This is a genomic window from Streptomyces sp. NPDC050743, from assembly GCF_044456925.1.
In the GTDB taxonomy this organism is placed as follows: Bacteria; Actinomycetota; Actinomycetes; order Streptomycetales; family Streptomycetaceae; genus Streptomyces.
Genome location: NZ_JBITGJ010000022.1, coordinates 1 through 14732, shown reverse-complemented (window position 1 = coordinate 14732; position 14732 = coordinate 1). Strand labels below are relative to the sequence as shown.

The 14732-nt window shown below is 71.5% G+C and carries 12 protein-coding genes; 4 read left to right on the top strand and 8 right to left on the bottom strand.

Annotated features, from left to right (window positions below):
- Positions 1-60 precede the first annotated feature (60 nt).
- From ACIBJF_RS21885 to ACIBJF_RS21875, 3 genes are all read left to right on the top strand, one after another.
- Positions 61-522, top strand: coding sequence for a MarR family winged helix-turn-helix transcriptional regulator (locus ACIBJF_RS21885; RefSeq protein ID WP_399175863.1), 462 nt, complete (start codon positions 61-63; stop codon positions 520-522).
- Between the two features lie 52 nt (positions 523-574).
- Positions 575-2296 carry an MFS transporter gene (locus ACIBJF_RS21880; protein WP_399175861.1) on the top strand — a complete coding sequence of 574 codons (1722 nt, stop codon included), beginning with the start codon at positions 575-577 and terminating at the stop codon, positions 2294-2296.
- A gap of 315 nt (positions 2297-2611) precedes the next feature.
- Positions 2612-3793: a hypothetical protein gene (locus ACIBJF_RS21875; protein ID WP_399176038.1), complete on the top strand. Its 1182-nt coding sequence runs from the start codon at positions 2612-2614 to the stop codon at positions 3791-3793.
- Positions 3794-3858: 65 nt separating this feature from the next.
- Here the strand turns inward: ACIBJF_RS21875 and ACIBJF_RS21870 are convergent, their stop codons facing one another.
- The 7 genes from ACIBJF_RS21870 to ACIBJF_RS21840 form a co-directional block, all read right to left on the bottom strand.
- On the bottom strand, positions 3859-4923 hold the full coding sequence (locus ACIBJF_RS21870) for a hypothetical protein (RefSeq protein WP_399175859.1): 1065 nt from the start codon (positions 4921-4923) through the stop codon (positions 3859-3861).
- A gap of 62 nt (positions 4924-4985) precedes the next feature.
- Positions 4986-5480: a PPOX class F420-dependent oxidoreductase gene (locus tag ACIBJF_RS21865; RefSeq protein ID WP_399175857.1), complete on the bottom strand. Its 495-nt coding sequence runs from the start codon at positions 5478-5480 to the stop codon at positions 4986-4988.
- Between the two features lie 62 nt (positions 5481-5542).
- Entirely contained in the window at positions 5543-6994 is a 1452-nt protein-coding gene (locus tag ACIBJF_RS21860) for a glycoside hydrolase family 43 protein (RefSeq protein WP_399175856.1), read from the bottom strand.
- 50 nt (positions 6995-7044) lie between these two features.
- Positions 7045-7974, bottom strand: a complete 930-nt coding sequence (locus ACIBJF_RS21855; RefSeq protein ID WP_399175854.1) for a carbohydrate ABC transporter permease — start codon at positions 7972-7974, stop codon at positions 7045-7047.
- A gap of 1 nt (position 7975) precedes the next feature.
- Positions 7976-8869 (bottom strand): sugar ABC transporter permease, encoded by an 894-nt coding sequence (locus tag ACIBJF_RS21850; RefSeq protein ID WP_351801523.1) that lies wholly within the window; start codon positions 8867-8869, stop codon positions 7976-7978.
- A gap of 34 nt (positions 8870-8903) precedes the next feature.
- Complete coding sequence (locus tag ACIBJF_RS21845) at positions 8904-10247, bottom strand: ABC transporter substrate-binding protein (protein WP_399175852.1); 1344 nt, start codon at positions 10245-10247, stop codon at positions 8904-8906.
- Positions 10248-10332: 85 nt separating this feature from the next.
- Positions 10333-12162 (bottom strand): glycoside hydrolase family 2 protein, encoded by a 1830-nt coding sequence (locus ACIBJF_RS21840; RefSeq protein ID WP_399175850.1) that lies wholly within the window; start codon positions 12160-12162, stop codon positions 10333-10335.
- A gap of 149 nt (positions 12163-12311) precedes the next feature.
- On the opposite strand from ACIBJF_RS21840, the gene ACIBJF_RS21835 reads away from it, so the two are divergent.
- The gene (locus ACIBJF_RS21835) at positions 12312-13325 is read left to right on the top strand and encodes a LacI family DNA-binding transcriptional regulator (protein ID WP_399175848.1); all 1014 of its coding nucleotides are present in this window, start codon (positions 12312-12314) and stop codon (positions 13323-13325) included.
- 11 nt (positions 13326-13336) lie between these two features.
- On the opposite strand, the gene ACIBJF_RS21830 is transcribed toward ACIBJF_RS21835, so the two are convergent.
- A complete protein-coding gene (locus ACIBJF_RS21830) occupies positions 13337-14593 on the bottom strand; it encodes a phosphodiester glycosidase family protein (protein ID WP_399175846.1) in 1257 nt (418 codons plus the stop codon).
- Between the last annotated feature and the right edge of the window lie 139 nt (positions 14594-14732).

Here is a 14732-nt window from a genome sequence, read left to right as displayed (position 1 = left end):
ACGGACACGCCCCGCCGAGACGTACTTGATGTGCAGTGCACGTATCTGCATAATGAGCTTATGCATAAGCAGGTTATGGACCCTGTCGGCCCGGTGGACTCATCGGCCGAGCACCTGATGCTCGCCGTTGAGGACATCGTCCGGTACGTGCGCCGGAGCGCCACGACCGGCGGCCTGAGCACCGCGGCCTCGTCCGCGCTCGGCCGGCTGGGGCGCGAGGGACCCCAGCGGCTGACCGAACTGGCCCGCGCCGAGAACGCCTCCCAGCCCAACATGACCCAGCTCGTCACCCGCCTGGAACGCGCGGGGCTGGTGCGCCGCACCGCCGACCGCACCGACGGCCGTGGGGTACTGGTGGAGGCGACCGACACCGGCCTGGAGGTGTTCCGGCAACGGCGGGCCGAGCGCGCCGACGCCCTGGCGGAGCTCATGGAGGAGCTGACCGGGCCGGAGCGGCACGCCGTGGCGATCGCGCTCCCCGCGCTGGCCCGGGTGATCCAGGACCGCCAGGCACGTTCCTGAACCTGCCCGTCCCCTCGCAAGCTCCCCGAAGAGAACTGGAGATGAAGCGTTCATGAGCGCACCGCATGGAAGGACCGCCAGCCCGTTCCGGCAACCCAGGGCCGTCTGGGCCGTGGCGTTCGCCTGCGTGATCTCGTTCATGGGCATCGGCCTGGTCGACCCGATCCTGCCCGCCCTCGCCGAGAGCCTGCACGCCTCGCCCAGCCAGGTCTCGCTCCTGTTCAGCAGCTATCTGATCGTCACCGCGGTGGCGATGCTGGTCGTCGGCTGGTTCTCCAGCCGGTTCGGCGCCAAGCGCACTTTGGTCATCGGCCTCGCCGTCATCGTGGTCTTCGCCGCGCTGGCCGGCTCCTCGGGCTCCATCAACGGCATCGTCGGCTTCCGCGCCGGCTGGGGCCTGGGCAACGCCCTGTTCATCGCCACCTCGCTCGCGGTCATCGTCGCCTCGGCCAGCGGCGGCTTCGGCGGCGCGATCATCCTCTACGAGACCGCGCTCGGCCTCGGTATCGCGGTAGGGCCGCTGCTCGGCGGCGAGTTGGGCGCCGTCAGCTGGCGCGGCCCGTTCTTCGGCGTCGCCGTCCTCATGGCCATAGCCCTGGTCGCGACCCTCGCCTTCGTACCGTCCCTGCCCAAGCCCGCCCGGCGCACCTCCCCCATGGCGCCGCTCAAGGCGTTGCGCCACCGCGGTCTGCTGACCATGGGCATCATGGCCCTGCTCTACAACTGGGGCTTCTTCACCATGCTCGGCTACGCCCCCTATCCGATGAAGCTCAGCGCCCACCAGCTGGGTCTGGTCTTCACCGCCTGGGGACTGCTGGTGGCCCTGTTCAGCGTGTTCGTCGCCCCGCGTCTGCAGGCCCGCTTCGGCACCGCTCCCGTGCTCTACGCCAACCTCGCCGGCCTCGCCGTCGTGATGGCCGTCATCGCCGCCGACGTGCAGACGCCGGCCGTGGTCATCGTCGCGGTCGTCGTCAGCGGTGCCTTCATCGGCATCAACAACACCCTCACCACGCAGGCCGTCATGCTCGTCTCGCCGGTGGAGCGCCCGGTGGCCTCCTCCGCGTACGGCTTCCTGCGCTTCATCGGCGGCGGCCTGGCGCCCTACGTCGCCGGCAAGCTCGCCGACGCGACCGACCTGAGCGTGCCCTTCTACCTCGGCGCCGCCACCTTCGTCCTGGCCGTCCCCGTCCTGGCCAGCGGGCACGGCCTGCTGCGCCGGGCCGAGACGGACACCGGGGAGAGCGAACCGATGGCACCCTCGCTGACTCCCGTCGGCGCCCCGGCGGCCACGGACACCGCGCCGGTCATCGTCGCCGTCGGCGCGCACGACCGGGCCGCCGCCATCGTGGACGCGGCGGCCCGCCTCGCACGGGACACCGGCAGCCCGCTGGAGGTCGTCCATGTCCAGCGGACGGCGGTGGTCGAGGAGCAGGCCGTCGATACCGAGACCACCGAACAGGCCCGGGCCGCCGTGGTCGCCCACCTGGACCGCCTCGCGGGCCAAGGCATCGCCGCCACCGGTCAGATCCTCCACAGCGTCGGCGATCACGCGGCCGCGGGCCGTGCGCTGGCCCAGCACGCGGCACGCGTGGGCGCCCGCGCGGTCGCCGTCGGCCGCTCTCCGCGTGGCCCGCTCGCCCAGTTCGCCGACGGCAGTCTCACCACGGCGCTCACGCACAGCGCCCCCTGCACGGTCGTCCTGCTCGACGCCGGCGACAGCCACCGGCACCTGACACCGGACACCCTGGCGGAACTGCGCGACGCCGCGGCCTGAGGTCGGGAGGAACGGTCCCGCCGGCAGAGCCGTTTCAGCCGTTCGGACGGCCTCGGGGTCCCACGCCGTGTCACGGGAGTGCCTTGCAGTCGGGGCACTCCCGTGACACCTACGGCGCCACCCCACCGACCCGACCGGCTTCCAGCAGCGCGGTGAGTTCGTCCAGGTCCCGCGCTCCGGCCACGGCCCGCTCGAGGGCGCTCTTGTGGTTCATCATCGACGTGTTGTCGAACAGCTTGCCGTACGCGGGCCTTCCATACGGGTGTGTTCCGGATTGCGCTCGGGTTTGCCGCCGCTCATGGTCGGAGGGTGAGCATGCCACCCGCGCTGCGGTCGCCCGACAGCCCTCGTGAGACCGGCCGTGGTCGGGTGGAGGGTGCGCCCGGCGTTCTCCTGGCCCTCGCCGTCTTCGGGGCCGTCCGGCTCGCCGGGATCATCCTGCTGATCGTGGTCGACGCGGTGGCCGGCCGGCCGTTCGGGAAGAGCCTGGTCCATGCGTGGGACTCGGTCTGGTACCTGCACATCGCCGAGCACGGCTACGGCACCCAGCTGCGCATCACCAGCACGGGCGCGGTCCAGACCGACTGGGCGTTCTTCCCGCTGTATCCGGGGCTCATCCGCGCCCTGTGCGGATGGGTCCCCCTGACCGCCGGGCAGGCCGGCCTGCTGATCGCCTGGGGCTTCGCGGCGCTCGCCGTGTACGGCATCTACACGATCACCCATCACCTCTACGGGCGGACGGTCGCCATCGCCGTCGTGGCCCTGTGGGCCGTACTGCCGCAGTCGGTCGCCCTCACCCTGGCCTACACCGAACCGCTGTTCACCGCATGTGCCGCCTGGTCCCTGTACGCCGTGCTGCACCGCCGCTGGCTGGCCGCGGGCTCGCTGGCGCTGCTGGCGGGCCTCGCCCGGCCGAACGGTGTCGCGGTCGCCGCAGCCGTCGCCGCCGCGGCCGCGCACGAGGTCGTACGCCAGCGCGGGCGCGCCTCACCGGGACTCCTGGCCGGCACGGTCCTCGGTCCACTGGGCTGGGTGGGTTATGTGCTGTGGGTGGGACGGCAAACCGGTGACCTGTGGCACGGCTACCTGCAGGTGCAGAGCGCCTGGAACTCCCGCCTGGACCTCGCCGTCGGACCACTGCGGTTTCTGGAGTCGATGCCGCTGCAGGGCAGTTGGGTGACCTACCCGCTGTCCGTGGTCCTCGTCGTGGCCGGCATCGTGTCGTTCTGCGTGCTGTGTCTGGAGCGCGCCCCGCTGCCGCTGGTGGTCTTCGCGGGCATGCTGCTGCTGTCGGCGGTCGCGGTGTCCGGACCCTTCTCGTCCAAGCCGCGCTTCCTCCTCCCGGCGTTCCCCCTGCTCATCCCGCCGGCCCGCGCCCTCGTACGGGCGTGGCACGCAAACCCGTCGGCCCGGTCCCGCCTGGTGTGCGCCGGCCTCACGGCCGTGTCCCTGCTCTACGGCACCTACCTGGCGGCCCTCGCCGGCCAGCCGCTGTGAAGGCTCGGAGATCCTCGCGCAGAAGGACACACATCGGCTCGTGCCGGACCGGCGCCGTCGGTCTTTCAGGGTGCCTGTAGTGTCCAGCGGTTGAGCGTCTCGGTGCCGGCGTCGTAGGTGAGCCAGGTGCCGTCGCCGAGCGGACGCACCTCCGGGCCGGCGGGCCCCTGGGGATAGGTCACCGTCCCGCGTATCTCCAAGGTGCGGGCGTCGAGAATCCAGTGGCGGTTGTCCTCTGCGTCCTCGTCGGAGTCGACGGTCGAGCCGATGACGGTGCCGGCGTCGACGAAGCCGCAGAAGTAGTTCCAGGAGTGCGGGTCCTCCTCGTCGGCGGGCTCCGCCTCTCTCTCGGCGAGCACGGTGCCGTCGAGGGCGTGCAGACGCAGGTCCGCGCCGTAGTGCTCGACCGTCAGGAAGCCCTCGTGTCCCGCGTGGACGTCCATCAGGATGCGGTCCATGGTCTCGTTCAGATCCCAGCCGGTCAGCTCCTTGCCGTCCCAGCGTCCCCAGTGCAGCAGGATGCCGTCCTGGCCCATGCCGATGCACAGGCCCATGTGAACGCCGTCCGGGTGGGAGAGGTGGTGCGATCCGGCGGCGGCGCTGTCCAGCGGCAGCGCGGCCAGCTCGCGTCCGCCGAGGGCGTCCAGCACCACCCAGCGTTCCTCCCAGTGATCCTCCTCCGGCTGGGTCACGATGTGCGCCCACACCAGTCTGCCGTCGTCCGAGACCCGGCAGGAGCCATGCTCGAGCCCCGGGCACACCTCCTGCTCATCCCCGGTGTGCGGGTGGCCCAGTTCCGGTCCCCAGCAGCTGTGCCGGTACTCCCACAGGGTCTCGCCGTCCGTGCTCACGGCCCGCACCGCGCGCTGCCCCGAGAACACGGCGAACGTGCCGTCGGGACTCACCGAGTGGACACCGCGGTCCCAGCCCGGCCAGGGCAGCGGAAAGACGGCGCCGGGCGCCCGCTCTCCGGCGAACACCTCGTCCAGGTCGTACACCTCCAGCTCATGGCCGTGGTGGAGGAGGGCGCGGCGCGAGTCCGTCCCGCGGCTCTCGAAGGCGAAGCCGTTGACCAGGGCGTGTCCGCCGGGCAGGCGGACCGAGCCGCGCAGGTGTGCAGTGATCGACATGCGTCCGAAGATAACGAAGCCCACTGACAGCGGACCGGTGAGGAGCAGCCGGGCGACGCGGCTCACTCGGGGGTCGTGGCGCCGGCTCGCCGTTCCCGCCGGCCCTCGATGTCCAGGGCCGTCCCGTACAGCCGGTCCACCCGCAGCCGGATCACGACCCTGCGCTCGGCCACCTGCTGGGCGAGGAAGGCGTCCTCGTCCTCGGGCCTCGCGGCCGGCGGGAGCATCGCGAGCAGTTCCCGCCCGACCGCGTCACCGGGCACCGTGGTGATCTCGGAGACCTCGGCGGATCCCTCGGCGACGGCGAACGACCACACGTCGCCGCCCTGCACATGCAGCGCCGCCCGTGGATCGCGCCGCAGGTGCTTGGCCTTCACACGGTCGGCCGTCGTGGACAGCCGCACGACACGGGCCTCGGGGTCCCAGGCGTAGAGCATGGTGGTGAGGTGGGGGTGACCACTGCGCCTGACCGTGGCGAGCGTGCCGAACCGCTGCCTGGCGAGCAGATCGGAGAGGGCTTCGTCGGACAGGGGCCGGGGTGCGGGTCCTTGAGTCATGTGGTGATCAACTCCCGTGCCCGAGGCGGCATTCCGGGTAGCGTGCCCCCACCTGGCGGCCGTCAGTTCGTGTACACCTCCGCCCGGTCCACGCTCACGAACACGGCCTGCGACTGGGCGTTGTGCTCGCCCGTCACGCGGATCCGCAGTGTGTGACGGCCGTACGGCAGCCGGGGGCTCACGTACTGGAGGGTCTCACCGGTGCGGATCGCCCCGTAGAAGTCGACGCGTTGCTCCGCCGCTGCGTCGACGCCGACGGCGGCGATGCCGTTGCCGGTGTCGCGGACGGACAGCAGGGCGATGCGGGTGCCGGTGAAGGTGAAGGTGGCGGTGTTGCCGGCCTGGTCGCTCCAGTGGTCGTCGCCCCAGAAGCACTGGGTGGCGCAGCCGGTGCCGGAGTTCCAGGTGCCGGTGTAGGCGACGGTTCCGGCGCCGCTGGAGCGGCCGTCGTCGTTGATCCAGTAGGTGCCGGATCCGGGGTCGCCGGAGGGCAGGTCCTGGGTCGCGCCGAGGGCGAGCGGCCGGCCGAGGTCGGGGCTGCCGTCCGCGTTCCAGGTGATCTTCTGGGCGCGCGTGGTGCGGTCGGTGTAGGTGTACGCCGACGTGGCCTTGGCGTGGTAGACGATCCAGTCCTCGGTGCCGTCGGGCGAGCGGAAGAAGGCGTGGTGGCCGGGGCCGTAGACACCGTGGTCGTCGGCGCGGGAGAAGACCGGGCCGGAGTGCTGGGTCCAGTCGGCGGGCACCAGCGGGTCGGCGCCGTCGGGCAGGGACATCATCCAGAGCTGGTAGTCGGGCTTCCCGGTGTCGCACGTCGAATACGTCATCCAGGTACGGCCGTTGCGGTTGAGGAACTCGGGTCCCTCGCGGACCTCGGGGCAGCCGCCGGCGGCGTCGATGGCGACCGCGTCGCCGGAGACGGTGAACGGGTTGGACATCGGCGCGATGTTGAGGCCGTTGTGCTGGTAGGGGTTGATGCCGCTGTAGGCGAGGTAGAGGCGTCCGTCGTGCTGGAAGACGCTGGGGTCGATCGCGAAGTCCGAGGCGTGGTTGGGCGGTGCGAGCCTGGACTTGAAGTGGTACGGGCCCGCGGGGTCGTCCCGGTCGGACTCCAGGACGTAGACACGGTGATGGTCGTCGACGCCGTCGTCGGCGGTGTAGTACAGGTACCAGCGGTCACCGAAGCGGTGGAACTCCGGTGCCCAGATGTCGCGGTCGCGGGACGAGTCGGTGTCGGTCCAGACGGTGACGGGGTCGGCGGTGAGCAGGGTGCCCAGGGACGGTGAGCGCCACATGCGGATGCTGTCGCCCTGGGTGGTGGTCAGGTAGTAGGCGCCCTTCCAGTAGGTCATGTAGGGGTCGGGGCCGGGATTGAGCGGGTTGCGGAAGGTGCCGGTGCTCGCCTTCACCGCGGGCGCGTGCGGCGGCGTGGCCGCGGTGGCCGCGGGGACGGTGGCAAGGCCCAGCAGTAAGGCCAGGAGGACGGCGAGGAGTGGGGTGCGGGGGCCTGTGCGCATGAGCGGCTCCTTCGGTGGATGTCGTCGGGCGGAACAGGGGCCGTGCCGGCTCACTGGCCGCCGAGGCCGGTCGTCGCCACGGACTTCACGATGTGCCGCTGGAAGAACATGAAGACAACGACGAGCGGCAGCGCGGCCAGCACGGCCGAGGCCATCGACTGGGCGTACTGGATGCCGTAGGCGTCCTTCACCGAGGTGATGCCGACCGGCAGGGTCATCAGGTCCGGGTCGGACGTCGACACGAACGGCCACAGGAAGTTGTTCCACGCCCCGATGAACACGAAGATCGCCACGGCGGCGAGCATCGGCCGGGACAGCGGCAGCAGCACCGACCAGAAGATCCGCCAGTGACCGGCGCCGTCGATACGGGCCGCCTCCTCCAGCTCGTGGGGCAGCGAGTCGAAGTGCTTCTTCAGGATGAAGACCATCACGGGCGCCACGGTCTGCGGCAATATCACCGCCGCGTACGTGTCGAGCAGGTGCAGGCTCAGCATCTGCTGGAACCAGGGGACGATGAGCAGTTGGGGCGGGACGACCACGGCGGCCACCGTGAGCGCGAACAGTCCGCGGCGGCCGGCGAACAAGGTGCGGGAGAAGGCGTAACCGGCCATCGCGGAGACCAGGACCGTGATCACGGTGACGGCGGCGGCGATGAGGAAGCTGTTGAGCATCCACAGCGGCAGGTCACCGCGTTCCCAGACGGTGCTGAAGCCGTGGAAGGTGAGGCCGTGCCGGGGCCAGAACCAGTGCACGGGATCGCTGGCGTCCTGCTCGGACTTGAAGGCCGTCAGCAGCGCCCAGGCCACGGGCAGCAGCCACACCAGCGCCATGACCGTGAGGGCGGCGAGGGCGAGGATGCGCGTGGTCCGGCCCTCGCCCAGGGAGAGGTGTGCGGCACGGCGCCGGGCCGCCACCTCCCGGACGGCGGGCGGTACTCGGGGCGCGGGGGCGGTGCGGACGGGCAGGTCGGTGGAGGCCATGTCACTTCTCCCGGCGGCGGAGGGCGGTGTACTGGGCGGCGGAGGCGAGGACGACGAGGGCGAAGAAGATGTAGCTGATCGCCGAGGCGTAGCCGAGCCGGTAGCCGGTGAAGCCGACGTCGTAGACGTACTCGACGACCGGACGCGTGCTGTTGTCCGGGCCGCCCTTCGTCAGCAGGTACACCTGGTCGAAGACCTTCAGCGAGGCCAGGATCTGCAGCACCGTGATGACGGCGGTGATCCGGCGAAGCTGGGGCAGGGTGATCGACCACAGCCGCCGCCACGCGCCGGCGCCGTCGATGGCCGCCGCCTCGTACAGGTGGTCCGGGATGGACTGCAACGCGGCCAGGTAGAGCAGGAAGTTGAAGCCGACGGTCCACCACAGCGTGGTCAGGACGATCGCCCACATGGCGACCGACTGGTCGCTGAGCCAGGCCACCTGGCCGAGGCCGAGCGCATCGAGGAGGTGGTTGTACAGGCCGAGGTCGGGCTGGTAGAGCCAGAGCCACAGCAGGCTGACGACGCCCACGGGCAACAGGTAGGGAGCGAAGAAGGCCAGCCGCCACACCCACTGTCCGGGCAGGCCCGTGTGGACGAGCAGGGCCATGCCGAGGGCGACCACGACGAGCGGCACGGTCGACAGGGCGGTGAACCACACGGTGTGGCCCAGGGCCCGCCACATCTCCGCGTCCTTCAGGGCCTCGGTGAAGTTGTCGAGGCCGATGAAGGACGGGGCGTGGGCCGACAGGGAGGTGTCGGTGAGGCTCATCCACAGTCCCTGGACCAGGGGCCAGAGCATGAAGACGGCGAACAGCACGAGGAAGGGGAGCGCGAAGAGCAGGCCGGGTGGGAGCAGCCGGCGCGCCGGCAGTGCGCCGTTGCGGGGTGAGGACATCGTTGTGCCTCCTGCGCGGATCGTTCGCAGCCGGTCAGGCCGGGCTGGGCTTGGAGAGGAAGGTGTTCAGGCGCCGCACCATGGCGCGCGCCGCGCGGTCGGGGGCGAGCCCGTCGAGGAGGGCCTGCTGGAGGACCTGGGACATGGCGTTCTGGAAGTCGGATCCGGCGCCGGCGAACCAGACCGCCGGGTCCAGGACGACATGGCTCTGTGCCTGCGCGTAGTGGGCCTGCGGCCGAAGGTCCTGGTAGGCCTTCGTACGGGTCACCGGGCGGTAGGCGGGGATGTGCCCGGCGGTGGCCCAGATCTGGCCGGCCTTGAGCAGGGCGGCGACCGCGCGGTGGGCGCGTCGGCGGTGCTCGGCGTCCGGGTGCGGGTGGTGCGGCAGGACGAAGGAGTGCGAGTCGGCGTACACGGCGGGCGTGCCGAACACCGTGGGGAACGGCGCCGCTCCCACCTTCTGGTCGGCGGCCCGGAAGGTGCCGAGCTCCCACTCCCCCGACAGGATCATCGCCGTCTGCCGGTTGGCGAACGCGGCGATGGCCGCCGAGTAGTCGAGCTGCCTGGGGTTGACCCGGCCGTCGACCAGCTTGGCCATGAAGGCGATGACCTCCGCCATGCGGTCCACATCGACCTCGGCGGGTCCGCCCTCGGGGAGCCGGAAGGCGCCGCCGGTCTGCCGGTACAGGCCGTAGAACAGGCGCCAGCCCTGGGCGGTGTCGGTGACGTAGCCGAAGGCGATGCCCTGCTTGCCCGAGGCCTTGGCCAGTTCCCGGCCGGCGGCGAGGAACTTGTCGGGCGAGCTGAACGCCTCCGCGTCCAGGGTGCCGTCCTTCGTCAGCAGGCCCGCCTTGGCGGCGGGTTCGGGATGGAAGAAGACGATGAACGGGTGGGTGTCCAGCGGGACCGCGTACGTCCGGCCCTCGAACTGGGTACGAGACCACACCGCGTCGGCGAAGTCCTCGCGCCGGATACCGTACTCGGCCAGGGTGTCCAGGTCCCACGGGTCCAGCAGACCGGTGGGCGCGTATCCGGCGAGGCGGGACATGTGCGCGACCGCCACGTCCGGGCCCCGGCCGCCGGCCGAGGCCATAGCGAGCTTGGTGTAGTACGGGGTGCCCCACTCCAGGACGGTGCGCTGGATGCGCGTGCCCGGCATGTCGGGTCGCGCGGCACGCACCATGTCGTTGAGCAGGCCGCCGTCGGCGCCGCTGAACAGGTCCCAGAGGCGGACGGTGGACTCGTCGGCGGCGAGCGCGGATCCGCAGCCGGCGAGCGCGCCGGCACCGAGGACCGCGGCTGTGGAGGCGAGGGCCGCGGTCAGGGCGCGGCGCCTGGTCAGGCCGGGAGGCCGGACGGGTGCGGGTATGCCGGTCATATGGCTCCTTTCCCCATGGATATACATCGATGTAAATCGCGGGCAGGATGTGCTGTTCGCGCTCAGGCAGAGCCTCGCGAACGTGCTACGGCGTCCCGGCTTCGTAGGCCGCCGGGCGCTGCTGGGCGTCCCTCAGCCGGTTGGTGTCGACCTTCTCGGAGCGGTCGAAGCGGTAGACGCCGTTGCGCTCCTGGAAGACGTCGGTGAGCTGGGTGTAGCAGTAGCCGAACATGTCCGGGTCGTCGAGCAGGACGCCCGTGAGGCCGGTGAAGCGGTCGATGAACTCCTCGGCGGTGCGCGGACGTTCGCCGTAGCCCCAGGAGGTGCCGGGCTCGTTCCCGGCCGCCTCGGCCGCCGCCTTCGGGTCCCACCAGACGCCACCGAACTCGCTGCAGAAATAGGGCTGTCCGCGGTAGGGCACCGACCACGGCCGCCCGTCCGGCGCCGCGTTGACGTACGGCCGGCCCTCGGCCAGCCCGTCCATGGTCTTGGCGAGGACCGCCGGATCCTGCTCGTAGCAGTGGGAGTCGTACACGTCGGTCTCCGCCACCCGGTGGGCGTAGCCGGAGGCGTCGATCACGGGCCGGGTGGGGTCGGCCTGCTTGGTGGCCAGGAACATCGCGCGGGTGACGTCGTCGAGCTGGGTGATGCGGTCGTGCAGCGGCTGGTACGTCTCGTTCAGCGGGCACCAGCCGACGATCGAGGGATGGGAGTGGTCGCGCTCCAGGGCCTCCAGCCACTGGGCGACGTACGACGCGTCGGGGCGCTGGTTGTCGTCGCGGACGCCCACCTCGCAGCCCCAGTCGCCGAACTCGCCCCACACCAGGTAGCCGAGGCGGTCGGCGTGGTACAGGTAGCGCTCCTCGAAGACCTTCTGGTGCAGTCGGGCGCCGTTGAAGCCGGCGGCGAGGCCCAGTTCGATGTCGCGGACCAGGTCGGCGTCGCTCGGTGCGGTCATCAGGCCGTCGGGGTAGTAGCCCTGGTCGAGCACCAGGCGCTGGAAGACGGGCTCTCCGTTCAGCAGCAGCCGTTTGCCGTCGACGGCGACCGAACGGAGGCCGGCGTAGGAGCGCGCGGTGTCGACGACCGTGCCGTCGGCGTCGAGGAGTTCCAGGGTCAGGTCGTACAGGTGCGGGTCCTGCGGGGACCAGGGGCGCACCCGGTCGGCGGGCAGGGGCAGGACGAGCCGGGGGCACAGGTCGAGGTCCGCGCGGGTCTCGGCGGCGGTGATGTCACCCTGGCCGCCGGCGAGCGTGGCCCGCAGCCGGTGGCCGGGCCGGTTGGCGGTCAACGGGAGTTCCAGAAGGAAGGAGCCGGAGGCCAGGTCGGGGGTGATGCGGGGCCGCTTGAGGGCGACGGCGCGCGGGACCGGCTCCAGCCACACGGTCTGCCAGATCCCCGTCGTCCGGGTGTAGTGGCAGTGGGAGTTGGCGTACCAGGTGGACTGCTTGCCGCGCGCCTGCACGCCGTGCCGGCTGTCCCGGGCCCGTACGACGATCGTCAACTCCTCGCCGGACAGGGCGACTTCGCCGAGGTCGGCGGTGAAGGGCGTGAAGCCGCCGCGGTGCCGGGCGACCTCGGTGCCGTTGACCCAGACGGTGGCGTCGTGGTCCACGGCCCCGAAGTGCAGCAGCACCCGGGCGTCGCCCCAGGTGGCGGGCACGGTCACCGTCCGCCGGTACCAGACGGCCTCCAGGAAGTCCGTCTCCTCGATCCCGGACAGCGCCGACTCCGGGCAGAAGGGGACCAGGATCGTGCCGGCGAGTTCACGCGCCGCGAGGCCGCGCTCCAGGCCGGTGTCCGACCGGTCGATCTCGAACTGCCACTCGCCGTTGAGGTTGAGCCAGGCCTCGCGGACGAACTGCGGCCTGGGGTATTCGGGACGGGGCTTGTCCGGGGCGTGCGGGACGGGCATGGGGCTCCTTGCATCGAGTGTGCGGGCCGGTGCGCGACACATGGCACCATGGGTTTACATCGATGTAAAGACGTCGGGAGAGAAGACGGGGTCCGGAACCCCATGCATGACGGTCGGTACGATCACGGCAAGCGGAAGGACGGAGCAGCGTGGCGGCCAGACCGAGGATCAAGGACGTGGCGGAGTACGCCGGCGTCTCCCCCAAGACCGTCTCCAACGTGATCAACAACTTCGAGCACGTGTCGGAGCGGACCCGCGCCGCCGTCCAGGAGGCCATCGACGCCCTCGGCTACCGCGTCAACATCGCCGGGCGGCAGCTGCGCCAGGGCCGTACCGGCATGATCACCCTGGCGGTCCCGGAACTCGACGTCGCCTACTTCTCCGAGCTGGCCAAACACGTCATGGCGGAGGCCGACCGGCGCGGCCGTACGGTGCTGCTCCACCAGACCGGCGCCGTGCGCGAACGCGAGCTCGCGGCACTGCACGGCTTCGACGCGCAGTTCTCCGACGGCGTCATCCTCAGCCCGCTGTCCCTGCTCCCCCGCGACCTGGTCACGCGGGACCGGCGCCTGCCCGTCGTCCTGCTGGGCGAGCGCTCGGCCAAGGGCAGCACCGACCATGTCGGCATCGACAACGTGCTGGCGGCCCGCGAGGCCACCGAGCACCTGCTGGTCCGCGGACGCCGCCGGATCGCCGTCATCGGCGGCGCGCTGCGCGGCCGCCAGGGCACCGACCGGCTGCGGACCGACGGCTACCGCGAGGCCCTGAAGGCGGCGGGGGTGCCCTTCGACGCCGATCTCGTGGTGCCGGTGGAGGCTTTCCACTGGCAGGACGGGCTGCGCGCCGCCACCGCGCTGATGGCTCGGGAGGACCGGCCGGACGCGCTGCTGTGCCTGAACGACCATCTCGCCCTCGGCGCGCTGCGCGCCCTGCACGAGCAGGGCCGCTCGGTGCCGGGAGACCTCGACGTGGTCGGCTTCGACGACATCGAGGCCTCCCGCTTCAGCGTGCCCAGCCTGACCACCGTCGCCCCCGACAAGCGGGAGATCGCCCGGGTCGCCGTATCACTGCTGCTGGAGCGGATCGACGACCCGGACGCCACTGCCGTGCACGACCATGTGGCCGGGCACCGGATCATCGTGCGGGAGAGCACGGGCGGCTGAGCGGAGGGATCTCAGCCCTCGGTGGGACGGGGGCCGGGTACGAAGACCAGGGCGTCGCCCACGGACCGCTCCGTGGAGCCGCTGGGGTGGTTCACCAGCGTCCCCTCGACGGACATGGTGGTCGAGCCGCCGCCGTCCAGGTTGACCGCGTCGGTCAGGCCGAGGGCGTCGGCGACGGCCGCCGTCTCGTCCATCGTGGTGCCGACACTGGTCGTCATGCGGCCGTCGATGGTCGCCAGGACGACCTTGCCCTCGCGGGTCGTACCGGCGATCGTGCGCGGGTTGCGGTCGAAGAAGCTGCCCGTGCCGGCCGGCACCACGATCCGCCCGTGCGCGGTCAGGCGATAGCGTCCGTTCACGCCGAACAGTCCGGGCCGGACGGGGACTTGCCGGCCCTGCTCGTCCGTGAGCACCGAGTCGGTGCGCAGGCAGCCCCCGTCGGCGGTGTGCAGCAGGGCCGCCGCGTCGGCGCCCGTGGCCTGTACCGAGGTCTGGCCGGTGGTCAGGTGCGTGCCGCGCTCCTTCTGCGTGCGCACGACGCAGCCGTTGCGGTCGAGGACCACCTCGACGCCCGCGCCGGAGGGCGTGGCATCGGCGAACTCGGGGGTGAAGCGCACGACGTCACCGGGCACCGTGCACTGGGTCGGATCGGTCAGGTCGGCGCAGCCCGCCGGTACGACGGGCGGGTGGTTCACGTACGTCAGCGGCAGCGTCGCGTCGGTCCGCCGGTTGTGCAGGCTGCCCGACCAGCTCAGCCGGCCCATCAGAGCGTGGTTGTCGTGGGCGTCCACGACGAAGTCGGCCTCCGCGGGATCGCCGGTGGGCTCGCTGAGGAGGCGTCCGTCGTAGAGGCCGAGCCCCACCGGGTCACCGGGGTACTGGGCGCTGGCGGTGAAGGTGAAGAAGGAGGCGTTGACGCCGGCCAGGGCCTGCGAGGAGCGCACCAGGTCGGTCGTCTTCTCGGTGTGGGCCAGGTCGGGGCCGTACGTCGCCTTCAACTGTCCGCGCGCCCTGCGCGGGTCGATGGTCAGGACGTCGACCACCCAGGGGCCGCGTGTCGTGGTGTTGATCTGGTCGGCCGGGGCGGGGTCGGTCCCGCGGACGATACGGGTGAGGGTCACACCGTCGGCCAGGGTCTGTGTCGTGCGGGTCTCCGCGAGGCCGGGGTCGCCGAGCGGGAGCGTCGCCTCGGCGGCGGCGGCCCGGCCGGCGGGCGGCGCGAGCAGCAGGAGCAGGGCGGCCGCGGTGAGCGTCGCGGCACGGGTCAAGCCGGGTCTGTACGAGTTGAAGGCTCCCCTCCCTGAAGGGAGGGGATGCCTCACCCTCCAGGGCTGAGCGGGGATTTACGGCTCAGGCCGCCACCGGAGCCGGCGGCTCAGGTGGTCTTACGCCCTCGACACCGTCCGG

Bases quoted from the DNA above. Each gene is read 5' to 3' on its own strand.
- ACIBJF_RS21875 (WP_399176038.1), top strand. From the start codon at position 2,612: ATGCCACCCGCGCTGCGGTCGCCCGACAGCCCTCGTGAGACCGGCCGT.
- ACIBJF_RS21855 (WP_399175854.1), bottom strand. From the start codon at position 7,974: ATGGCCTCCACCGACCTGCCCGTCCGCACCGCCCCCGCGCCCCGAGTA.
- ACIBJF_RS21840 (WP_399175850.1), bottom strand. From the start codon at position 12,162: ATGCCCGTCCCGCACGCCCCGGACAAGCCCCGTCCCGAATACCCCAGG.
- ACIBJF_RS21880 (WP_399175861.1), top strand. From the start codon at position 575: ATGAGCGCACCGCATGGAAGGACCGCCAGCCCGTTCCGGCAACCCAGG.
- ACIBJF_RS21865 (WP_399175857.1), bottom strand. From the start codon at position 5,480: ATGACTCAAGGACCCGCACCCCGGCCCCTGTCCGACGAAGCCCTCTCC.
- ACIBJF_RS21845 (WP_399175852.1), bottom strand. From the start codon at position 10,247: ATGACCGGCATACCCGCACCCGTCCGGCCTCCCGGCCTGACCAGGCGC.
- ACIBJF_RS21850 (WP_351801523.1), bottom strand. From the start codon at position 8,869: ATGTCCTCACCCCGCAACGGCGCACTGCCGGCGCGCCGGCTGCTCCCA.
- ACIBJF_RS21885 (WP_399175863.1), top strand. From the start codon at position 61: ATGCATAAGCAGGTTATGGACCCTGTCGGCCCGGTGGACTCATCGGCC.
- ACIBJF_RS21870 (WP_399175859.1), bottom strand. From the start codon at position 4,923: ATGTCGATCACTGCACACCTGCGCGGCTCGGTCCGCCTGCCCGGCGGA.
- ACIBJF_RS21860 (WP_399175856.1), bottom strand. From the start codon at position 6,994: ATGCGCACAGGCCCCCGCACCCCACTCCTCGCCGTCCTCCTGGCCTTA.